This is a genomic window from Acetobacter malorum (genome assembly GCF_001580615.1).
Classification (GTDB): Bacteria; Pseudomonadota; Alphaproteobacteria; order Acetobacterales; family Acetobacteraceae; genus Acetobacter; species Acetobacter malorum.
In genome coordinates this window covers 289,111-311,118 of the sequence record NZ_LHZC01000057.1, presented here as the reverse complement: position 1 = coordinate 311,118, position 22,008 = coordinate 289,111, and the positions used below count along the sequence as shown (strand labels likewise).

At 60.8% G+C, this 22,008-nt stretch carries 15 protein-coding genes; 10 read left to right on the top strand and 5 right to left on the bottom strand.

Translation table 11 applies throughout. The annotated features are described in order from the left end of the window. Window positions 1-4 precede the first annotated feature (4 nt). From AD930_RS16940 to purM, 3 genes are all read right to left on the bottom strand, one after another. Window positions 5-1,333, bottom strand: coding sequence for an RsmB/NOP family class I SAM-dependent RNA methyltransferase (locus AD930_RS16940; RefSeq protein WP_043552153.1), 1,329 nt, complete (start codon window positions 1,331-1,333; stop codon window positions 5-7). A gap of 76 nt (window positions 1,334-1,409) precedes the next feature. Then, complete coding sequence (gene purN, locus AD930_RS16935; protein ID WP_061507121.1) at window positions 1,410-2,036, bottom strand: phosphoribosylglycinamide formyltransferase; 627 nt, start codon at window positions 2,034-2,036, stop codon at window positions 1,410-1,412. After that, window positions 2,033-3,115 (bottom strand): phosphoribosylformylglycinamidine cyclo-ligase, encoded by a 1,083-nt coding sequence (gene purM, locus AD930_RS16930; protein WP_061507120.1) that lies wholly within the window; start codon window positions 3,113-3,115, stop codon window positions 2,033-2,035. Before purM ends, purN begins: the two co-directional genes overlap by 4 nt. Before the next feature lie 102 nt (window positions 3,116-3,217). Here purM and AD930_RS16925 point away from each other — a divergent pair, with 102 nt between their 5' ends. The 10 genes from AD930_RS16925 (at window position 3,218) to AD930_RS16880 (ending at window position 17,402) form a co-directional block, all read left to right on the top strand. Next, the gene (locus tag AD930_RS16925; RefSeq protein WP_043552159.1) at window positions 3,218-3,985 is read left to right on the top strand and encodes a P-loop NTPase family protein; all 768 of its coding nucleotides are present in this window, start codon (window positions 3,218-3,220) and stop codon (window positions 3,983-3,985) included. A gap of 86 nt (window positions 3,986-4,071) precedes the next feature. Continuing rightward, entirely contained in the window at window positions 4,072-6,171 is a 2,100-nt protein-coding gene (locus AD930_RS16920) for a S46 family peptidase (RefSeq protein WP_061507119.1), read from the top strand. 270 nt (window positions 6,172-6,441) lie between these two features. After that, entirely contained in the window at window positions 6,442-8,712 is a 2,271-nt protein-coding gene (locus AD930_RS16915) for an RNA degradosome polyphosphate kinase (RefSeq protein ID WP_043552162.1), read from the top strand. Window positions 8,713-8,803: 91 nt separating this feature from the next. Continuing rightward, complete coding sequence (locus AD930_RS16910; RefSeq protein ID WP_061507118.1) at window positions 8,804-10,294, top strand: Ppx/GppA family phosphatase; 1,491 nt, start codon at window positions 8,804-8,806, stop codon at window positions 10,292-10,294. 170 nt (window positions 10,295-10,464) lie between these two features. Next, window positions 10,465-12,789, top strand: a complete 2,325-nt coding sequence (locus AD930_RS16905; protein ID WP_061507117.1) for an adenylate/guanylate cyclase domain-containing protein — start codon at window positions 10,465-10,467, stop codon at window positions 12,787-12,789. Beyond that, window positions 12,786-13,679 carry an MlaE family ABC transporter permease gene (locus AD930_RS16900; RefSeq protein ID WP_043552167.1) on the top strand — a complete coding sequence of 298 codons (894 nt, stop codon included), beginning with the start codon at window positions 12,786-12,788 and terminating at the stop codon, window positions 13,677-13,679. The genes AD930_RS16905 and AD930_RS16900 overlap by 4 nt, the downstream gene beginning before the upstream one ends. A 1-nt stretch (window position 13,680) precedes the next feature. Then, on the top strand, window positions 13,681-14,382 hold the full coding sequence (locus AD930_RS16895; protein WP_043552169.1) for a P-loop NTPase family protein: 702 nt from the start codon (window positions 13,681-13,683) through the stop codon (window positions 14,380-14,382). Continuing rightward, window positions 14,382-15,332: an MlaD family protein gene (locus AD930_RS16890; protein WP_043552170.1), complete on the top strand. Its 951-nt coding sequence runs from the start codon at window positions 14,382-14,384 to the stop codon at window positions 15,330-15,332. Before AD930_RS16895 ends, AD930_RS16890 begins: the two co-directional genes overlap by 1 nt. Then, window positions 15,329-16,264 carry a tetratricopeptide repeat protein gene (locus AD930_RS16885; protein ID WP_061507116.1) on the top strand — a complete coding sequence of 312 codons (936 nt, stop codon included), beginning with the start codon at window positions 15,329-15,331 and terminating at the stop codon, window positions 16,262-16,264. The genes AD930_RS16890 and AD930_RS16885 overlap by 4 nt, the downstream gene beginning before the upstream one ends. A gap of 265 nt (window positions 16,265-16,529) precedes the next feature. Beyond that, entirely contained in the window at window positions 16,530-17,402 is an 873-nt protein-coding gene (locus tag AD930_RS16880; RefSeq protein ID WP_231558332.1) for an ion channel, read from the top strand. A 21-nt stretch (window positions 17,403-17,423) separates the two neighbouring features. Here AD930_RS16880 and AD930_RS16875 read toward each other — a convergent pair whose 3' ends face one another. Both AD930_RS16875 and AD930_RS16870 read right to left on the bottom strand, forming a co-directional pair. Next, window positions 17,424-19,631 carry an FUSC family protein gene (locus tag AD930_RS16875; RefSeq protein ID WP_061507115.1) on the bottom strand — a complete coding sequence of 736 codons (2,208 nt, stop codon included), beginning with the start codon at window positions 19,629-19,631 and terminating at the stop codon, window positions 17,424-17,426. Window positions 19,632-19,729: 98 nt separating this feature from the next. Beyond that, window positions 19,730-21,913: an FUSC family protein gene (locus AD930_RS16870; RefSeq protein ID WP_043552175.1), complete on the bottom strand. Its 2,184-nt coding sequence runs from the start codon at window positions 21,911-21,913 to the stop codon at window positions 19,730-19,732. Window positions 21,914-22,008: the final 95 nt, after the last annotated feature.

The window sequence follows — 22,008 nt, the reverse complement described above, 5'->3', positions numbered from 1 at the left end:
ATTGTTACGCAGGCACGATGAAGCGGGCTGCAAAAAACCCATCCATGCTGCCTTTGTCCAGCCACATACCGGGGTGAGTGCGCAGCCAGCCTTCCGGCGTAAGCGCTTCTGGCAGAAAGGAAAGTTCTTCCGGCGTAAAGGGAGAGGGGATCAGCCCCATCTCCTGCGCCGCACGGGCGCGGGCCGGGCCTTCCTCATCCTGCAGGGAGCACACGGCGTAAATCAGCCGGCCACCGGGGCGCAGCATGGATTTGGCCGCAGCCAGAAGCCGGTCCTGCCCGGCTGTCAGGGCGTTCAGGTCACGCGGGCGTTTGACCCACAGCACATCCGGGTGGCGGCGGGCCGTGCCGGTGGCGGAGCAGGGCGCATCCAGCAGAATGGCGTCAAACAGCGCATCCGGTTTCCATGTGGCGGCGTCGTCCTGCACAATCTGCACAGGGTAGGCCAGCCGGGCCATGTTTTCCTGCAGGCGCAGCAGGCGAGTGGCGTTCTGCTCCACCGCAGTCACGTTTGCGCCAGTGGCGGCAAGTTGCGCGGTTTTGCCGCCGGGGGCGGCGCACAGATCGGCCACGCGTTCACCCGGCTTGGCGGCCAGCAGGCGGGCCGGGAGGGTTGCGGCAGCGTCCTGCACCCAGAACGCACCTTCCTCATACCCCGGCAGTTCCGTCACGCGGGTGCCGGCGGGCAGGCGAATGGAGCCGTTGGGCAGTTCCACGCCGCCTTCCGGGGCCGTCGCGCCGGGGCGGAGGGTGATGTCCAGCGGGGCTTCATGACTGATCCCCTGAGCAATGGCGCGCGCGGCCCCTTTGCCCAGCGTGTTCCAGGAACTCCACAGCCAGGAAGGGATATTCAGGCGTGGCTGGTCCAGCCCTTCCAGCAGAGCGGGGCCTTTATCGGCCACTTTGCGCAGCACGGCATTAGCCAGCCCGGCAAACGGAGCCAGCTTGCGGCGGCGCAGCAGAGAGACCGTGGTGCCAACAGCAGCGTGCGGCGGTGTTTCCAGAAACAGGAGCTGCGCACAGCCCATCATCAGCGCCACGCGGACAGGCTCCGGTGGTTCCTTACGCAGGAAAGGTTCCAGCACGGTGCGCAGCGTACCCATGTGGCGCAGGGTGGCTGCGGCCAGACGGTGGGCTGCCGCACGGTCACGCGGCGGGGCCTCGTGCTCGTTAGCGGAGCGGGACAGGGTGGTTTCCAGCATGCGCCGGTGTTCCACCACGCCGCACAGGATATCAAACGCAACGTCCCGCGTGGGGTCAGCAGGCTGGGGGGCGTTGTTGCGGCGTGCTGCATTGCGTCTGGGGTTACGGGGGCGGCGGGGTTCTGCTGTCATCAGCTCACTATCTGTTCAGGCAATCAGGTCAGGCCATAAAGGCGGGGGGAAGTGGCAGGCCAGACCTGCCGGAGCATTACGCCACTAACAGGGCGGCGTCTGCTGATATCGGGGCTTGGCTCTTGGTCAGATACCGGCGCAGGACGTCCGGGTAGAGCTGGTGTTCCTGCCGCAGCACACGCGCGGCAAGGGCATCAGCCGTATCACCCGGCAGAACCGGCACTGCCGCCTGCCCCAGAATAGGGCCTTCATCCATGCCTTCTGTAACCAGATGCACGGTGCAGCCGTGAATGCGCACGCCAGCGTCCAGCGCACGCTCATGCGTATGCAGGCCGGGGAAGACGGGCAGCAGGCTGGGGTGAATGTTCAGCATTTTCCCCGCCCACTGGGTGGTGAGAAACGGGGTGAGCAGGCGCATATAGCCCGCCAGACAAACAACTTCCGCCCCGGCGTCCCGCAGGGCGGTATCGACAGCGCGCTCATGCGCGTCACGGTCTTTTTTATACAGGCGGTGGTCAATCGCCACGGTCTCAAGCCCTGCGGCGCGGGCCATGTCCAGCCCCGGTGCGTCTGGTTTGTTGCTCAGCACAAGGCAGATGCGGGCCGGAAAATCCGGCTGCTTGCAGGCTTCAATCAGAGCCGTGGCGTTACTGCCCCGGCCACTGAGCAGAATGGCGACCGGGGTTTTAGGCGTCTCACTCATGCTGCGTGAAAATCCGGGGACGCAACCATCTTCAGGCCAGCTTTAGCGGAGCTGTCAGCCGCTTTGGCGATGTGGCCAATCAGCGTGCCTTCCTCGCCCAGCTCTTTCAGGCGGCCCAGAACGTCGTCCGGCTTGGGGGTAACCAGCACCATGCCCACGCCACAGTTGAACACGCGCAGCATTTCTTCATTCGCCACGTCCCCCGTGCGGGCCAGCCAGTTGAAAACGGGCGGCACCGGCCATGCGGCGTCAATCACAGCGTCCAGCCCGTCGGGCAGGATACGGGGCAGGTTGCCCGGCAGGCCGCCACCAGTGATGTGCGCTGCGGCGTGCAGCAGGCCTGCGCGATGCAGGTCCAGCACCGTGCGGACGTAAAGTTTTGTGGGGGTCAGCAGGGCTTCACCCAGATTTTTGCCCGGTGCGAAGGCTGCCGGGTCCGTCCAGGCCAGATGGGCATCGGCCACAATGCGGCGCACCAGAGAATAGCCGTTGGAATGTACGCCGCTGGAGGGCAGGGCAATCAGCGCATCCCCGTCAGCAATGCCAGCGGGCAGCAGGGCGGAGCGTTCTGCCGCACCCACAGAGAAGCCGGCCAGATCGTAATGCCCATCGGCATACATGCCGGGCATTTCTGCTGTCTCACCACCTACCAGCGCGCAGCCGGACTGCTCACAGCCCTGCGCAATGCCGCGCACAACGTTGGCGGCACTTTCAACAGACAGGCGGCCGGTTGCAAAATAATCGAGGAAGAAGAGCGGTTCCGCGCCCTGCACAATCAGGTCGTTCACGCACATGGCGACCAGATCAATCCCCACGGTTTCATGCAGACCCGTTTCAATGGCCAGTGTGAGCTTTGTGCCGACCCCATCCGTGCAGGAGACCAGCACCGGATCTTTAAAGCCTGCGGCCTTGAGGTCGAACAGCGCACCGAATCCGCCAAGGCCACCCATGGTGCCGGGGCGATCTGTTGCCTTGGCTGCGGGTTTGATGGCGTCAATCAAAGCTTCTCCGGCTTCAATGTCCACGCCGGAGTCACGGTAGGTGAGGCGGGAAGAGGGAGAACTGGAAGAAGACGTCATGACAGGTGCTCTTGGTCTGAAAGGGGTCGATGTAACGGATCGGGTAGGGTAGGAATCCCTGAGGACAGTCTTTACGGCAGGTGAAGCAACACGCAAAGCGGCATGAAACGGATTACGGAAACAAAAGAGGCCGCACAGCAGCCTGTGGCGGACGGAAAGGAGGGTGGAGTGAGCGGGCAGATTGCTCTGCCGTTCGCGCACCGCCCCCGATTCGGACGCTCAGACTTTGTGGCGGCTCCCTCCAATGCGGCAGCGCGCGGCTGGGTGCTGGATGCGGAAGCAATGTGGCGCTGGCCGGAAGGCCGCATGGCCCTGTGGGGGGAAAGCGGCACTGGCAAGACGCATCTGCTCTCCGTCTGGGCGGCGCGGCATGGTGCGCCTGTTATTGAGGGCCGCCGCCTGAATGAGCAGGATGTGGCTGATCTGTTTCATGAAGGCGGGTTCCGTGCGCTGGCGCTGGATAATGCGGATCAGGTGCGGGAGGAGGCGGACCTTCTGCATCTGATCAATCTGGTGCGGGAGCGGCGGATGGCGCTGCTCATGGCGGGGCGGGCCTCTCCCGCGCGGTGGCGTGTGTCTCTGCCGGATCTGGCCAGCCGCCTGCGGGCCACGGCCTCTGTGCCCATTGGGCAGGCGGAGGAAGAATTGTTGCGGCGGTTATTCCTGCGTTTGCTGGCGGAACGGCAGATGGTGGTGGCCCAGCCGGTGACGGAATGGTTGCTGCGGCGTTTGCCCCGCAATGCCGGGGCGATTCGGGATATGGCGGCCCGGCTGGATCAGGCCGCCCTTGCGTCTGGTGAAAAAGTGACGCGCGCTCTGGCCGCAGGTGTTCTGGAAACCTTGCAGGAAGACGACGGAGCAGCGTCTTAAACGTCTTGCTCTGTGCGCGTGTCTGCGTCACTGTGCGGAACGATTTCGTTATAGTGTAACATTTACCCGAAGGTGGTTTCTGCATCATGAGCAGCTTTTTCAAGCGTTCTCTGTTGCCTCTGGCGGTGCTGGCGTGCGCTCCGGCGGTTCTTCCCTCCATTCCCTTCGCGCATGCGGATGAGGGGATGTGGACCATGGACCATCTGCCCGCAGACCTGATGAAGCAGCGTTATGGCTTTACCCCCACCGCCGCGTGGACAGAACGCGTGACCAAGGCGTCCGCCCGTCTGGCACTGGGCTGCTCAGCCTCTTTTGTTTCCGCTGATGGGCTGGTGATGACCAATCACCATTGCGCCAATGAATGCCTCCAGCAGCTTTCCGGCAAAGGGAAGAACTACTTTCAGGACGGCTACAGCGCCAAAAGCCCGGCGGATGAGCAGCGCTGCCCCGCCATGGAGCTGAACCAGCTGGACAGCATTACCGATGTGACGGACCGGATGCAGACGGCCCTGCGCGGCAAGGATGGCGCGGCCTACACCACGGCACGTCAGGCCGAGGAAAGTGCGATTGAAAAAGAATGCGCCAAGGATGACCCGAAGAAATGGCGCTGTGATGTGATCAGCCTGTATCACGGGGGTCGCACGGCGCTGTATCGGTACCGCCGCTATCAGGATGTGCGTATGGTGATGGCGCCCGATCAGAACGCGGCCTTCTTTGGTGGGGACCCGGATAACTTCAACTTCCCGCGCTACGACCTCGATATGGCGTTCATGCGTGTTTACGAAAACGGGAAGCCTGCCAAGGTTGATGCCTTCCTGCCGTTTGACGCTGCTGGCCCGAAGGAAGGGGAGCTGGTGTTCACCTCCGGCAATCCGGGCTCTACAGAACGTGAAGTGCCGCTGGCGGATCTGGAATTTTCCAGAAACGTGACGGTGCCATTCATTGTCGACAACTATTCCGCGCTGGATGGCGCGCTGTGGCAGTACAGCCGGGAAAGCACGGCGCATCATCAGGAAGCACAGGAACGCGTCTTTGGGATTGAGAACAGTCTGAAAGTCTATCGTGGCCGCGTGGATGTTCTGTCTGACCCCAAACTGCTGGATGCCAAGGCAAAAAGTGAAGCCAGCCTGCGCGACTGGATCAACGCGGACCCCAAACGCAAGGAAGCCTATGGCGACCCGTGGGCGAAAAACGCACAGGCGCTGGCTGTTAAGAAGCGTATTTTCAAACCTTACCTGATGCTTGAAGGCGCTTTTGGTATTCAGGGTGAGCTGTTCCAGTATGCCAAGCTGCTGGTGCGCGCTGCGAGTGAACGCCAGAAGCCGGATGCCGAACGTCTGACCGCGTATCATGACGCCCGCCTGCCTGCGCTGGAAGCCGAACTCGGTTCCACGGCGCCGGTTTATCCTGATCTTGAAAAGACAGAACTCGCTTTTTCTCTGACCAAGCTGCGGCAGGTGCTGGGCGCGGATGATGAGATGGTGAAGCTGGTTCTGGGTAAAGCCGCACCGGATGATCTGGCGGAAACGCTGGTCAAGGGCACCAAACTTGCAGACCCCAAGGTGCGTCTGGCGCTCTGGAAAGGTGGCGCGGACGCCATTGCCGCCTCCAAAGACCCGATGATTGTGCTGGCCCGCAGCATCGAACCGCAGACCCGCGCCCTGCGTAAGCAGATGGATGATGAGGTCGCAGCACCGTCTCGTCAGGCAAGCGAAGCCATGGCCAAGGCCCGCTTTGAGCGCGATGGCGTGTCGTCCTACCCGGATGCGACGTTCACGCAGCGTCTGTCGTTCGGTCAGGTCAAAGGCTGGGATGAAAACGGAAAAGCCGTGCCGGCCTTTACCTATTTCTCCGGTCTGTATGACCGCGCAACCGGCTCTGACCCGTTCAAGCTGACGAAGCCCTGGCTGGACGCCAAGGCGCACGTCAACATGAAAACCCCGTACGATTTTGTCTCGACCAACGACATTATCGGCGGCAATTCAGGTTCTCCGGTCATCGACTCTCAGGGCCATGCCGTGGGGCTGATTTTTGATGGGAACATCCACTCTCTGGGTGGGGATTTCTATTACGATGAAACCACCAACCGTGCTGTTGCAGTGGATACAGCCGCCATCATGGAAGCGCTGAAAGTGGTTTATAAAAATCAGGCGCTGGCTAATGAACTGTCTCAGGGGCATCTCTGAGGTCTGACGTCTGATCCGCAAGGCCCCGCCGCGTAAGGCGCAGGGCTTTGCAGGGGCAGCGCGCGTGAGGAACAGGCTCGCGGGGCAATGGCTCTGCGGGCCTGTTTTGCGTTGTGCGTGGGCTGTTGGGAAGACGCGCGACACAAAACCGTAACATGTGTCATTCTTTTCCACTCAGAGCACTGTACAGTATGATGCAAGAACTTAAGAGACGATGAGCCCTATGCCGGCAAGGCTGATGCAGGCAGGATGGGGGTAAAATAAGGGAGAATGGGTGTGACGACGGCGCAGGACAAAAAGACGGGTCAATCAGCCGGAGCCAAAGTGCCCGCCCGCAGACGCACGCCGGCAGTTCGTCGAACCAGAAAAAAGCCGGTCCAGAAAAAAGTGACGCTGGACATGCCCGAGCGGTTCATCAACCGCGAACTCTCCTGGCTGGCCTTTAACCAGCGCGTGGTGGAAGAGGCGGATAATGCGCGCAACCCATTGCTGGAGCGCCTGCGCTTTCTGTCCATCAGCGCCAGTAATCTTGATGAATTCTATTCCGTGCGTGTGGCCGGTCTTGTCGGGCAGGTGCGGGAAGGGCTGGTGGCGTTCTCGCCCGATGGCCTGACCCCTGCCGAGCAGCTGGACGCCGTGCGGGAACGCTGTGCCCAGCTTCTGCGGGAGCAGCAGCGCATCTGGGTGGAGCTGCGTGGCCTGCTGGCAGAGGCCGATGTGGTGCTATGTGAGCCATCTGATCTGGATGAAGCCGACCGCACATGGCTGCACACCTGCTTTATGGACCGCGTTTTCCCGGTGCTGACGCCGCTTGCGGTGGACCCGGCGCACCCGCTGCCGTTCATCCCCAACATGGGGCTTGCGTTGGGCCTGCGTCTGCTGCTGGCGGAAAATGGCGCGTTTGCCATGAACGCGCTGATCCTGCTGCCCGCACAGGTTGAGCGGTTTATCCGCCTGCCGAGCAAGGATGGGGCGGGCAACCGCACGGTGCGCTTCATCCGTCTGGAAGACCTCATTACCCTGTGCATGGACCAGCTTTTCCCCGGCCTTGTGGTGGGAGAAAGCGGGATGCTGCGCGTGGTGCGCGATACCGATGTGGAGTTTGAGGACGAGGCTGAAGACCTTGTCCGCTCGTATGAAAGCGCGCTCAAACGCCGCCGCCGGGGCGTGGTGATCCATCTGGATATGGAAAAGCGCGTACCGACGGAGCTGGCGGACGCCATTGCCTCCGGGCTGGATCTGCCGCCGGAAGAAATTGCCGTCCATTCCGGCATGATCGGCGTCGTGGACCTCAAGCAGATGATTGTGGATGACCGTCCCGATCTCCTGTTCCCGCCCTACACGCCGCGCTTCCCTGAGCGGATTTTGGACTTTAATGGCGATTGCTTTGCCGCCATCCGGGCGAAGGACCTGCTGGTTCATCACCCGTTTGAAAGCTTTGACGTGGTGGTGCAGTTCCTGCGTCAGGCAGCGCTCGACCCGAACGTGATTGCCATCAAGCAGACGCTGTATCGCACGTCTCGTGACTCCCCCATCGTCAAGGCGCTGATTGAAGCGGCTGAGGCCGGGAAGTCCGTCACCGCTATGGTGGAACTGCGGGCGCGGTTTGATGAGGAAGCCAATATTCGCCTCTCCCGCGCGCTGGAAGCTGCCGGCGTGCAGGTGGTGTTCGGCTTTGCGGATTTGAAGACCCACGCCAAGCTCAGCCTCGTGGTGCGGCGCGAGGGGAATCAGGTGCGGTCCTACGCGCATTTTGGCACGGGTAACTACCACCCCATTACCGCCAAGATTTACACGGACCTCTCCTTCTTTACCTGCAAGCCGGAGCTGGCGCGGGATTCCGCTCGTCTGTTTAACTACGTGACCGGCTACGCCATGCCGGCCAAGATGGAAGCCATTTCCTTCTCGCCCATCACCATCCGCAGCACGCTGCGGGAGCTGATTGAGGAAGAAATTGCCCACGTCAAAGCCGGGCGGCCGGGCACCATCTGGCTGAAGATGAATGCGCTGGTGGACCCGGATCTGATTGATTGCCTCTATCGCGCCTCCTGCGCCGGGGTGCGGATTATCGGGGTGATCCGGGGCATCTGCTGCCTGCGGCCCGGTGTGCCGGGGCTTTCTGAAAATATCCGCATCAAATCCATCGTCGGGCGTTTTCTGGAACATTCCCGTATTTTCGCGTTCGGCAACGGCCACCGTCTGCCCTCCCGCTATGCCAAGGTCTATCTGTCCTCTGCGGACTGGATGACGCGGAACATGGACTGGCGCGTGGAAAGCATGGTGCCCGTCACCAACCCGACGGTGCATGCGCAGATGCTGGGGCAGATCATGGTCTCTAACCTCAAGGATAATCTGCAATCCTGGGGGCTGGAAGCCAGCGGGACGTGGCGCAGGCTGACGCCGGGGGCACGGCCTTTCTCCGCGCATGAATGGTTTATGACGCACCCGTCTCTTTCAGGCCGGGGGTCTGCTGCGCATGAAACACCCCTGCGCGCACCGGCCTCTCTGCCGACATCAAAAGACCTGATGTTTGATGACTGACCTCAGCCAGCGGAGCGGGAAAAGCAGAATGCGTGTTTTCGGCATCTGTTCTCGGTTTTCGTGAACGATTTTCGGGAGTAGAGTGCCGCCCATGCAGACTGATATGCCGCGCCGCTCGGCCGTTGTTGATCTTGGGTCCAATTCTGTGCGCCTCGTGGTGTTCGAGGGCATATCGCGCAATCCTGTGCCTATTTTTAATGAAAAGGCCGTGCTGCGTCTGGGCCGTGGCCTGACGGCAACAGGCAGGCTGAATGAAGAAGGCGTGCAGATGGCCATGGAAGTGCTCAGCCGCTTCCACGCCATTGCCCGCGCCATGAACGCCGACCCGTTTGAAATTCTGGCGACCGCTGCAGTGCGGGATGCCCTGAACGGCCCGGAATTTGTGGACGCCCTGCGCAGAAATATGCCGGGTGTGCCCATCCGTATTCTGAGCGGGGAAGAAGAGGCCGATCATTCCGCCATTGGCGTGATGTGTGGCATCCCCGGCGCAAAGGGGCTGGTGGCCGATGTGGGCGGCGGCTCTCTGGAACTGATCCGTCTGGCGAAAGATGGCCGCCATGATGCCAACACGCTGCCGCTGGGCGTTATCCGCCTGAGCGACCGCGCCAAGTGTGACCTCGCCGTGGCCCGCACGCTGGCGGAAGAGGATATCGGGGGCGTTAAATGGCTGCCTCAGGTTAAAGGGGATACGCTGTATCTGGTTGGCGGAGCCTTCCGCGCTCTGGCCCGGCTGCACATTGCCCGCATGCAGTATCCGCTGAATATCGTGCATTATTATACGCTTGGGCTGGAAGAAGCGCGGGAGATGACCGGCTGGCTGCTGCATGCACCGCGTCGTGGTCTGGAACGTCTGCCGGGCGCGCCGAAAAAGCGTCTGGATGATGTGCCATTTGCCGCCACTGTTCTGCGCAGACTGTTGCGCAGGGTGCAGCCGGAGCGGGTGGTGTTCTGCGTGGATGGTCTGCGGGAGGGGTGGTACATGCTCAATGTCGCCCCCGATTGTCTGCCTCAGGACCCGATGGAAGTTGTCGCGCGGGACATGTGCGCCCGGCTGGGCCGCAGTAATACGCTGCCGGATGTCCTCTGCCGCTGGACGGATGGCCTGCTGACCAAGGAAAGCAAGCAGGAAGGGCATCTGCGGCGCATTGCCTGTATTCTCTCGGATGTTGGCAGTCACGATCACCCGGAATATCGGGCGGAGCAAACCTACTGGCGTATCCTGCGCCTGCAGGGTGTCGGGTTTGATCATGAATCGCGGGCCTGGCTTTCTCTGGCGCTGGCCATGCGGTATGCGGCGGATATCAATGCGGAATTTCTGGCAACCTCACGCACCTTGCTGAGCGAGGCCGCATGCCGCCGCGCCATTGTGCTGGGGCTGGCTTTGCGTCTGGCGTATTCCCTTTCCGGCGGTACGGCGGTGCTGCTGGATGGCACGGCTCTGCTGTGGCAACGCAAGGTGCTGGTGCTTAAACTGGTGTCTTCCCGCGTTGCGGTGCGGGGTGAAACGGTGAGGCGCGGGCTGACCCGCCTCGGGCAGGCGCTGGACGTTTCCACCCGCTTTGAGGCTGATCTGGAATCCTGATCAGCCTGCCTTCGGTCGGATGCTGATGTGTGCGGGGAGCAGGGCATAGAGGCTCTGCGCCAGCGGACACACCCATGGGACTGGACAAGCTGTGGCGTTCTGGGCACCTTAAATTTCGGACATCTGCCCGGGATGGAGATTTATGATCCGTAGTCAGTGGAAAAAGTCACGTGTCTTCTGATGAGATAGTCGACCCGACCGTGCAGAATGATGCCTCTGTGCGGCGTGTGCTGCTGCATCTGGTTCTGCCTTTTGGCGCTTTGCTGCTGGTTGTGGCATCCATCGCCGGTATTGGCCTGCATTCCTACCGCTCCACGCGGGCCGGGGTGGCGGCACTGACGCATGAACTGCTTGGCGCTGTGCAGCGGAATATTTCTCAGGAAGTGTCCGATTACATCATGCCCGCCATGGCCGGGAACGTCATTGCCAGCGGGATGATTGCGCATGCGCCGCCGCAGGTGGCGGACCGGGTGTTTAATTCCTACGGTGCGGCCATGCTGCAAAGTGTGCCGCAGTTGCAGTCCTTTTATCTGGGGGATGAGGACGGCCATTTCCGCCTGATTACCCGTGGGCCGGATGGCAAAAATCAGGAACGCACCACGTTTGAGGTACATGATGGCAAGCAGGTCTATCACCGGGAATTTTATACGGATGACGGCGTAAAAACCGGCGAGGAATATACGGACGCAACCGGGTATGACCCGCGTAAACGCCCGTGGTACGCCAATACGGAAGGCAAGACGGACATCCAGTGGACGCAGCCTTATCTGTTTCCGTCCTCGCGCCAGTTTGTCATGACCAGTTCCCTGCGGTTTAAGGCCGCAAACGGGCACACCTATGTTTTTGCTACCAATATTTCCCTGAACGAACTCAGCACGTTTCTTGACCATCTTAAGGTCGGTAAAACCGGCAACGCCATTATTCTGGATAAGCAGGGCCGGGTTATGGCGGGGCGTAACATCATGCAGCAGGCGGAAGCTGCGGGATGGGACCCCAACAAGATGGTGCTGGACCCCAAAACCCATCCGGTTTTTGCCCGTGGGTATGACCATTACCGCGTGCGTGGCTTTGGCCCGCGTAGTTTTGAGCTAAACGGCAAACGCTATGTGACCATTGCCTCACCGCTGAAAAGCTCAGCGGAAGGCTGGATCCTGCTGCTCTCCGCGCCGGAAAATGACTTTGCCAGCTTTGCCCGCCAGAGCAGCCAGCAGAGCCTGCAATTTGCCGGGATCATCATCGTCTTCTCACTGGTGCTGGCCGGGTTTCTTGTGCGGCAGGTGCGCCGTTCGGAACGGGTGGCCCGCAAGCTGGCACAGCAGGGTGTGCAGATTACGCATGAAAGTGCGGCCGTGCAGCAGGTCGCGGTCACGCCGCATCTGTTTGACCCGGCGGCAGACCCTCTGGTGCTGACAGAGCAGCTTGCGCATGTCACGGATGCACGCCGAGCCAGTATCTGGCGGCTGATGCATGACGGGCAGGCGCTGATCTGTGAAGATTCCTATGATCAGAAGCAGGATGCCCATTCCGGCGGGTTTGAAATGTCCCGCTCGGAGCTGGGGGCGTTTTTTGAAGCCATTGAATCCGGTGATGTGCTGAGCGTTGAGAACGCGGCGGTGGATGACCGGACAACGCAGTTCGAGCGGCTGGTCATGCGGGAACTGGGCACGCGTATGCTGGCCGTCTACCCCATTCCGGGTCCCAAAGGGATTATCGGCGCGGTGGTGCTGGAAGATGCCCATATGGCCCCGCATCTGGTGTATTTTGTGGACCTGATGGCGTCTATCGCCGGGATCAGGCTGGCTGAAACAGCGGAAAACAGCGGGAGCGGGCATGGCCTGCCTGCGGATGAAGTGCCCGGTGCAGTCAATTCCGCCAAGCCGCAGCCGGAACCGCAGTTTGATAATATGCTCATGCGTGCGCCGCAGGTGGCTGGCGTGACGACATCCGGCGTTTATCCGTCCGTTGCCGTGCTGGTCATCACCTTCTCCGACCCGGTGGTGGATGGGGATGCGGAAACGCAGGCTCTCCTGACGTTGATCAACCAGTTGGCCACGGACGTGCAGCGCATCTCGCGCGAGCGCGGCCTGTTTGGCGTGGAAGTGGCCGGGCACCGTATGATCTGCATGGCGGGTTGCACGACGGAGGAAGATCCGACCGCCATTATCCGCATTGCCGATGCTGCGCTGACCATGCGGGAAACCTTCATGGCCGCACTCGCTGCGGCTAATCTGGAACCTGTGTTCGCCATGGGGCTGGATTACGGTGCCGCCTTTGGGGGCGCTGTGGGGGAAGACCCGAAAGTGTTCAACCTGTGGGGGCAGACGGTCTCTCTGGCGGAACTGATGGCGCAGGGGGCTACGGATGGCGGCACCATTCAGGTGACAGACCGGGTGTATCAGGCGCTGCGTGACCGGTATCTGTTCCGCTCACGCGGGTCCTTCTTTGCGCCGCATCTGGGCCTTGGCCGGGCCTATATTCTGGCAGCGCGGCGATGAGTGGCAGCAGCGAACCACGCAATCCGGGCGATGAGCGTGACCCTATTCTGGAGGCCGATGCTGCCAGCCATCCGCAGCATAAACAGAAATTTGTGCTGCATGAGTGGGTGCGGGGCAAGCTGGCCTGGATAGGCCGCCTGACGCGGCGGCAGATCCGCTTTTTCCTGATCATGCTGGGAGCAAGCTGGGGCGTTATTTTTGAGAGTTTTCGCTCTCATTCCTGGCGGCGGACTGTGCGGTACGAGTTCGGCACAACCCTCAACAGCGTGATTGGCGGTGGCATGGTCGCCACGATGTTTGCTGGCACTCTGACTGGTGTGGCAGCAGTCTCGCAGACCATTTACTGGCTGGGTCTGGCTGGCATGGCCAAAATGACCGGCACCATTCTGATTGATGTGGTCATTCGGGAAATTGCGCCCATTCTGGTGGGTATCCTGCTGCTGGGCCGCAATGGCATGCTCTCCGTGACGGAGCTGGGGCTGCTGACAACGGGCGGGGAAATCCGCTCCATGCAGGCGCAGGGGCTGGACCCGTTCCTGTTGCTGGTCATGCCGCGGACGCTGGCCTTTACCGTGGGCGGCTTTACCCTTGGCATTCTGTTCTCCTTCGCGGCACTGGTGACAGGTTATATCATCAGCCGCCTGTCCGGCGTGGTGACCAATCCGATCTGGACGTTTCTCTATGACGTCATTACCGCCATGTCCCACGCCGATTATCTGGTGATCCCGCTCAAATTCATCACCGTCGGGTTTGTGGTGGGGCTGGGGGGCTGCCTGACAGGTCTGACCGCGACCAATGAGGATAATCTGCGCACCCTTCTGCCGCGTGGCTTCTCGCGCGGCATGCTGATTGTGATGGCTGTCAGCGTGCTGTTCAGTCTGGATCTGTAAGATGGATACACGCACAACCGGCCCGCTTCTGGAACTGAACAAGGCAGTCCCTTCCTTTGAGGAAAGCGGCCTGCCGCCAGTCCCCTTCAGCATGAAGCTGATGCCGGGAGACTGTATGGTGGTTGAAGCCCGCTCCACCTCCCGCGCGACCATGTTTGCAGACATGTGCTGCGGGCTGGTGCCGCTGGAGGATGGTGGGGTGAAGTTCATGGGGCTGGACTGGGCCGCGCTGCATGACAGGGAAATGAATGCTCTGCGTGGCCGCATCGGGCGCATGACGCGCAGGCCGAGCTGGCCTGAGTTCCTGAATACGCATTTTGCCATTACACTCCAGCAACTGCACCATACCACGCGCCCGCTGGATGAGATTGTGGCGGAAGCAGCCCGGCTGGGAGAACTGTTTGGCTTGCCCGGCCTGCCTGTCCTGCGGCCAAGCATGCTTTCCGACGCAGACCTGCTGCGGGCGGGCTGTGTGCGGGCCTTTTTGGGGCGGCCCCGGTTGCTGCTTCTGGAAGACCCGCTGGAAGGCAGCCCGGTGGATCTGCAAAATCCGTTCCTCAGTGCAATAACGGAGGCGCGGGACAGAGGGGCTGGTGTCATCTGGCTGGTACGTAATAATGCCATATGGCAGGGCTACCGGCAGGGAATTACAAGTATGTGGCGCCTGGCTGATGACGGGCTTGTAGAAATACGGACGGCATAATGTTCCAGATCCGCTTACGACAGAAAATCAAACCTCTCATTTCCCTGCGCTATGCGGATGAATGGGTCGGGTTCCTCGTGCTGCTCAGCGTGGTGCTGTTTGCTGGTGCCGTGGTGGAAGCCGGTGTGCTGCAAAACTGGCTAACACCACCCGCACGCCTGCATGTCACGCTGCCCGCTTCTGGCGTGGGTGGCCTGACGGTGGGGAGTGATGTGCAGTTGCTCGGCACCCATGCGGGGACGATCCGCGCGGTCAAGCTCAACCCCTCGGGTGAGCTGTATGCGCAGGTTGATCTGGACCCGCAGGCCAAGCCGTTTATCCGCCGGGACAGCACGGCTATTATCCGCAAGCAGTTTATTGTCACCGGGTCGTCCTATCTGGAACTCAGTCGTGGGCATGGGGACGCCATGGACTGGAGTTACGCGGTTCTGAGCGCCACGCCAGCGCCCAACCCGGCGGACCAGATTACAGCCACACTGAATGATATTCAGGCCCAGATCATGCCCGCCATTGCCAGCGCACGGCACATGATGGCCGAACTGGACGCCACCATGACGGACATGCACGCAGGCAAGGGCACCGTGGGGCAACTGCTGACTAATGATGAACTGCTCAAACAGGCGCAGGCTGCGGCAGTTTCCCTCAACACCGTGATTGATCGCCTCAAGCCGATTGAAAACCAGGTGTCTGGCATTATGACCAAGACGGATGGCACCATGAGCAATCTCCGTTCCGCCTCGCATGACCTGAAAGGGGCCACGCCGCATCTGCCCGCTATTGCAGGCAGCGTGGAGGCCAGCACGGCGGATCTGCCCGCGCTACTGGCGCAGGCGCAAACAACGCTTTACGGGCTGGAAAAGCTGACCGACCAGTTGCGCGGCATGTGGCTGCTGGGCGGCCAGAAAACCACCAAGAAAAACCGCCTCGCACCCCGGCAGGTGCGGCCATGAGGCGCGTTGGCTCTCTCGCCCTGCTGGTACCCTTGCTTCTGACAGGGTGCGGCGGAGGGGTTGTGGAAGCGCCCTCAGCGCGGGATGATGCCGCGTGGGATCAGGCTATGACCGCCGGGCAGGATTCCTTTGAGCTTGGCCGTTACAGCGTCGCCATTACCCAATATCGCAAAGCGGCTGATCTCGCTCTGCTGAGGGATGACGGCGTGGCGGCGTCCGAAGCGGGGTATGACCTCGCGGTGTCGCAACTGGCGGGGGATGACCCGGCGGCGGCTGTTAAAACCGTGCAGACCACCCGGCAGGCAGCCACCGTGCGCGGGCAGACGGCACGCCCGGAGTTTGATCTGATTGAGGCCGCAGCCCGGTACCGCCTGAAGCAATATCCGCAGGCGATTGCGCTGGCCTCTGGCGGCATGGCCTCCACCAATACAGCCTATGCCGCACGGTCCGCCCTTGTGCTGGGGCTGGCGGCGGATGCAGGGCAGGATACACCATCTTTCCAGAAAGCTCTGGCCTATTTCAACGGGCTGAAGCCACCGCTTTCCCGCACGGAGCAGGCGGATAAGGCGGAAATTCAGGCGCGTGCCGTTCTGGCATCTAACCCGGTGCAGGCGGAGCAACTGGCTGAGCAGGCCGCGACCCTGCGGCGGGATGATGCCTCTTACCGGGATATGTCCCGGGCGCTGGCTCTGGCAGGGCAGGCGGCGGACCGCAGTGGCGACCATCAGAAAGCCGCCAGCTTGTGGGCGCGGGCGGCCCAGAGTGCCTCCATGCAGGCGAATTCAGCCAACACGGTGGATGCAGCAACCGTCACGCAGGGGTCGAGCCTGCTGCGGGGCGGGGCGACGACAGCTGAGAGTGATGCCGCGCAATGGGCGCATCTGGCGGGTGGCGTATCCCTGCATCCGTTTGCGGAGCCGAAGAAGCAATAAGCAAAATCGCTGCAAAGTGATGCGGATTTGCTATGCGTAATTGGTGGAAGCAAGCCTTTCTGAGGCCGTGTATCACCGTCTGATCGCAGGGTCGCGCGGCATGGCGGCCTTTCAGATCGGAAGGGCGGACATGAAAAGCGTATTTCAAAGGCTTAAGGAAAAGCGCGAAGCGCGACTGACGGCCCGCTACAACAGGCTGGACGATACGCCGCTTGAAAATACAGGCAAGACTGGCAAGAAGTCTCACTTTACCACCAAAGAGGCCATGCGCCGGTTTCGGGCGCATGCGCTGGTGGAAGAAAAAGCCCACCGCGATGTGGTGCGTGTCGGCTTGTCCGATAGTGTCTGGACGGACCTGTATCACCACGCATTGACGGCAAGCTGGACAGCTTTTGTTTATACATCGGTTATTTTCTATTTTCTGATCAATCTGTTCTTTGCCCTGCTGTATCTGATCGCACCGTCACAGGTGACGGGGGATGGCCAGCATACGCTGCTTTCCCTGTTCTTCTTCAGTGTGCAAACGCTCTCGACCGTCGGGTATGGCGGCATGGTGCCGGTGGGGCCGTATGCCAACATTGTGGTCTCGTTTGAAGTGCTGGTGGGCATGATGATCAACGCGCTGGCAACAGGCGTTGTGTTTGCCCGTTTTGCCCGCCCCCGCGCGCGCATCATGTTCAGCAATACGGCGGTTATCAGTAATGAAAACGGCATTCCAGCACTGTGTATCCGTATTGCCAACCTGCGGCTGAGCGTCATTTTATCCGTGGATGTGGAAGTATCCCTGTCCCGACTGGTGATGAGTGAAAACGGGCATCTGGTCCGGCAGTTTGACCAGCTTTTGCTGGTGCAGTCACATGTGCCGGTGCTGCGGTTTGCGTTTGTCATGGCGCATGTCATCGGGCCGGAAAGCCCGCTGCACGGCAAAAGCATGGCGGAACTGGAAAAGGAAGAAGCCGAAATTGTCGTAACCGTCACAGGCACGGACGAGGCGCTGGGTCAGACCGTATTTGCCCGCACCGCGTATCGGTTTGACCGGGTGCACCATAATCATCGGTTTGTGGATATCGTTCTCTCCCGCCCGGATGGCCGGATTGCTGTGGATTACACGCGCTTTCACGATATCGAAAAACACTGAGAGCCGCGTTAGAGCGGTCATTCAGGCCGCTACAGGCAGATGGAAACGGCGGGTTGTGTCCAGAAAGGTGACATTGTCCGCCAGTTCCCGCTTCATCACTTCCAGACTGCCGACAGCGCGGGTCAGGTCCATCTGTAAAGACAGGTTTGGCTCCCGCAACGCGGCGGGCCGCAGCTGCGCCAGTGCGTTGGCCGCAGTCTCCGCAGGCTGTGTGGTGTGACCATGCAGCGTGGCGATGCTGTGCATCACAGATTGCAAAAGCTGCGTCTGTTCCGGCGATAGGGCATGGTGCTCCAGCACATGCTGAATGCGTAGCACCAGCAGGCCGACTGTCATGATTCCCATTGCTCCGGCCAGATAGGCTTCTGTCAGAGCGTCAGGTTTAACGCCGGCATGATGGATAATCTGCGCGATGCGTCCGCAGGAGCGGGCCATCCATTCCGCCGGGGTAAAGGTGCTTTTCTGCGCGGCCAGCCTGCGTAAATCCCGCACCAGCTTGCGGCGTAAGCGCCAGCGTTCGGCAGCTGCATCAAAGGGCAGCACAAGGCGGAAGGCCCATACCCCCAGAGCAATCCCCAGAACAACAGCGGGCGTGGTATTAAACCAGATGATTTCGTTCATGCGGCTATGGTTGGCCGGGCCAATCATAAACGGCATGAAGTTGTTATAGGCTGCGGCGGTACCAATGGAATTCGGCGCGCGGAGGGCCAGCCCGCCCACCAGCATGGGGAAAAACAAGGAGGCCAGCAGGGTCTCATTACTGGCCTGATCTGGCAGGACCAGAAACACTAAAAACCATGAGACGACCGCAGCCCAGACAGCGCCCCTCAGAAAACCACTTGAGGCCAGAACGGGATTTTCAAAAGAGGAAAAACGTGTGCTGGTGACTGCCACAAACATGGCCAGTGTGGAGCCATCCGGCCAGGCGGTGACTTCCCATATCAGACCGCCAATGCAAATGGCAGCGGCCGCCCGCAAGCCATTATTGAGGGCCAGAACAGGATCTTTTTCAATATGCTGCGCAAAGCGGAAGTGGTCTTTGGGGCTGGGGTCCTGTGTTGCAATAAAATGCTCAAGGGCTTCATCCAGTTCCAGAATGAGCTTTGCCAGAGCCGTTGCCAGAATGCGGCTTTCCAGCAGGTCACGCATCAGCTCTTCGGAACTGTTGGGATGTGTTCTCGCCTGTTCAAAAAGGATCAGTGTGTCCGTGGCGGTTTGCAGGCAGTTTGTGCGGGCGTGATACAGGTCCGCACGGATCTGGCGCGCTGCTTCGACCGGATCAGAATTTTTCAGGTGATCGGGGATGGTTTTCAGGATTTGAGCAAAGTCCGAGAGCGATTTTTTAAATGTCTCGGGCAGCGGGGCAGCGGCTTCCATATGGATATGCATGCTCAGCCCGCGTGCCAGAAAGGTCGAGATACTGGCCAGCACAGCGCGGGCGTGGTCGCCCACATGCGCATGCGGGCCTAACTCAATCTCGCTGAACTCCACCTGATCTGCCAGAGAAGGGATGCTGCCCATCAGCGCGCGGGAACGGAACAGCCCATCTTTTTCCCCCAGAAGCAGGCCGGTCATGCTCAGGCAGGCTCCGCTGAGAGCGTCTTGCAAACGGCTGCGAATTTCTTCATGCGCAACAGTATTCAGGCGGGGGGCGAACAGGCCAGCCAGCGTGCTTTCACACACAATGCCCAGCGTGATGTAGGTGGTGCGGGACACGGCAATCATAAACACATTGTCCGGCTGGTTGGCCGCACTCAGCACAATGATGGTGCAGGTAAAGGCCACCAGAACCAGCGCGTAGGACCGGAAGTTGCGCAGAAACGTCGCCTCCGCACAGCAGGCCCCGGCTCCCAGCGCCAGCAGGGGAAACAGCAGCCAGGGTTCCTGCGGAAAGGCGGCCAGAAAGGCAATGCCAGATATCGCGCCAATACAGGTGCCAATCAGTCGCCATTTGGCTTTGGAAATACTTTGTCCGCGTGAGTTCTGCGCCACAATCCATGTGGTCATGGCGGCCCATTGCGGGCTGTCCAGCTCCATCCACAGCGCAAGGCTCAAGGCCAGCAGGGCAGCAAAGGTTGTGCGCAGGGCAAACCCCAGATTGGCCGGGGAGGGCGCAATCAGCCAGGCGAGGGGGGCATTTTCTGAAAGACCGGTTCGGCCCAGTGAGAGTCTGGTCGCCCACGCATGCATTTGCTGCGAAAGGCGATCAGAGAATGAAGACACATGCACGGACCGATTATTCCTCCAGACCTTCTATTATAACATGAAGGTGAGGGTCCGGTACATATTAAAATAGTTTTTCAAAATGGAGAGAACTGCGCTCCTGCTCAAGCCGCCCTGTAAGGTTTGGAGGCATCAAGGAATACGGCGTTGGCATCCAGTTCGTGCGAGACGACGATCAGATACGCAATGGCGCGGGTCAGCTCGATGCGGGTGGTGATGTTGGGTTCCATCGCCTCAATACGGCGCAACGTGCTGGTGGCGAGGCGCGCGCTTTGAGCGGTGCGGCCATATTTACCGGTAAAGCGGCTCATGCGGGCCATCACGACTTCAATTGGCCGCCGGGCAGAACGTGGAATCTGGTTACGTTCAAGCAGGTTGCGCAGGCGGATGATGTTCAGGCCGATGGTCATGGCGGCCAGTGTGCCCTGCAAGCAGCCCTCAATAGTGGGGGAGGGCGTGGGGCCTGCATGGCGGATCAGCCGGGCAAAGCGGTCAATGTTCCGGCCAATCCAGTTCTGGTTGAGCGGAATGGGTTCGGCAGAGGCCAGCGTGCGCAGGTCACGCAGCAGCGTGCGGCGCATGCGCCAGCGTTCCGCGGCACTGCTGAACGGCATAACCGCCCGGAACATGATGACGGCAAACGCCACCCCCAGCAGAATGGCGGCTGTGGTGTTGAACCAGGCAATTTCGTTTTCACGACCCTGATTAAACGGATGCACAAAGTTGGGCAGCAGCAGGGTGTAGGCGGCGGCATGCAGAGCCGTGCCTGCGTTCCGGCTGGCCAGCCCGCCTGCAATCATGGGCAGGGCGAGGGAGGCGACCAGCATCTCGTAATTTTCCTGTGTGGGCAGCACCACAAACACAAGAAAGAAGGAGACAAGGGCGGCCCAGAGGCTCCCCACCATGAACTGCGTGGTGGCCACAACCGGATTTTCACGGGTGGCAAACAGGCCGCAGACAATGGCGACAAAGGTAATAAAGCCGAGGCCTGCGGACCATGCCGTGACCTCCCACACCAGACCCGCGCTGGTAATGGCGACTGCCGCACGGATGCCGTTATACAGGGCCTCGCGCTTGTCCACATGGGATTGCAGGCGGAAGTGGAAGTGGTCCCCGCGGATAAAGTGCTGGCTGGCGTCATATTCCCGAATGGCCTGTTCCAGCTCACCCAGCAATTCATCCAGCGCGTTGTGCAGAATACGGCCATCCAGCAGCGCCTGAATTTCCGGATTATCCTGCACACGGACCTGCTGCATGCTGATTTCGGTCGTCAGGGCATCAACAATCTGCTGCCGGCATTCCGCACGGATCAGGCGCAGGTTTTCCAGCAGAGCCTGAACGGTGTCGTCAGTTTCCAGCTGGGGCGGCAGGGCGTTGAGAAAAGCGCTGACTCTGGCTGCCGTGGCGCGGAAAACAGGCTGGTCCGTCTCCACATATTGCAGCCGCACGGCCATGCCCAGACCACGGGAAAGCAGCACGGAAACCGCGGCGAGGGCGGCGCGGGCGTGGTCGCCCTCATGCCCGTGCGGGCCCATTTCCACTTCCGAGAATTCAATCTGGTCATTGATGGACAGAATGGGGCCGAACATGGCGCGGGAGCGCACAAGGGCTTCATCATCGCCAGAGAGCAGGCTGGAGACAGAGCCGGAGACATTCCCCAATGCTGTGCGCAGCTTGTCACGGATATTGCGGCGGGCCGTGGCGGCCAGATTATGGGCAAACAGCCCCGCCAGAACGCTCTCACACGTAATGCCCAGCACAATATATGTGGCGCGGGACATGGCGGTCATAAACACGTTGGCAGGGTTGGGAATGGCCCCAATCGCAATGATGGCGCAGGTGTAGCCCGCCAGAACCAGCGCGTACGAGCGGAAGTTGCGGACCAGCGTTGCCAGCGTACAGCACAGCCCCACCCAGATTCCGAGTGCCGGGAAGAACAGCCACGCCTGCTGGATAAAGGCGGAAATGAGCGTGATGGACATCACCACACCAATGGCTGTGCCGACCAGTCGCCATTTCGCTTTGGAAATACTTTCCCCGCGGGAACCCTGCGCCACAATCCAGACGGTCATGGCGGCCCATTGCGGGTCATCCAGTTCCATCCACAAAGCAATGATCAGGGCGATCAGCGCCGCAGCGGTGGTGCGCACGGCAAAGCCGAGTGCAGGAAGGGACGGGGCAAACAGCCAGCGCAGCCGGCCACTCTGCTGCTCGCCGGGGCGGCGCAGCGGGCGCAGATGGCGCAAGGGGCCGATGCGGTCGAGAAGGAAGACGGGGAGACTGGGCAAAGGTGCTACTTTTTCGGCTGCGGCTGTTTGAAGCGTTTCAGACTTTCAAAGTAGCCCGATTCCCTGAATTTTCCTTGAGGTGTCAGACGCATATC

Excerpts from the sequence above, each read along its gene's own strand:
- AD930_RS16885 (WP_061507116.1), top strand. The coding sequence starts at position 15,329 with ATGAGGCGCGTTGGCTCTCTCGCCCTGCTGGTACCCTTGCTTCTGACA.
- purM (WP_061507120.1), bottom strand. The coding sequence starts at position 3,115 with ATGACGTCTTCTTCCAGTTCTCCCTCTTCCCGCCTCACCTACCGTGAC.
- AD930_RS16900 (WP_043552167.1), top strand. The coding sequence starts at position 12,786 with ATGAGTGGCAGCAGCGAACCACGCAATCCGGGCGATGAGCGTGACCCT.
- AD930_RS16925 (WP_043552159.1), top strand. The coding sequence starts at position 3,218 with ATGAAACGGATTACGGAAACAAAAGAGGCCGCACAGCAGCCTGTGGCG.
- AD930_RS16910 (WP_061507118.1), top strand. The coding sequence starts at position 8,804 with ATGCAGACTGATATGCCGCGCCGCTCGGCCGTTGTTGATCTTGGGTCC.
- purN (WP_061507121.1), bottom strand. The coding sequence starts at position 2,036 with ATGAGTGAGACGCCTAAAACCCCGGTCGCCATTCTGCTCAGTGGCCGG.
- AD930_RS16890 (WP_043552170.1), top strand. The coding sequence starts at position 14,382 with ATGTTCCAGATCCGCTTACGACAGAAAATCAAACCTCTCATTTCCCTG.
- AD930_RS16915 (WP_043552162.1), top strand. The coding sequence starts at position 6,442 with ATGGGTGTGACGACGGCGCAGGACAAAAAGACGGGTCAATCAGCCGGA.
- AD930_RS16920 (WP_061507119.1), top strand. The coding sequence starts at position 4,072 with ATGAGCAGCTTTTTCAAGCGTTCTCTGTTGCCTCTGGCGGTGCTGGCG.
- AD930_RS16880 (WP_231558332.1), top strand. The coding sequence starts at position 16,530 with ATGCGCCGGTTTCGGGCGCATGCGCTGGTGGAAGAAAAAGCCCACCGC.
- AD930_RS16895 (WP_043552169.1), top strand. The coding sequence starts at position 13,681 with ATGGATACACGCACAACCGGCCCGCTTCTGGAACTGAACAAGGCAGTC.
- AD930_RS16940 (WP_043552153.1), bottom strand. The coding sequence starts at position 1,333 with ATGACAGCAGAACCCCGCCGCCCCCGTAACCCCAGACGCAATGCAGCA.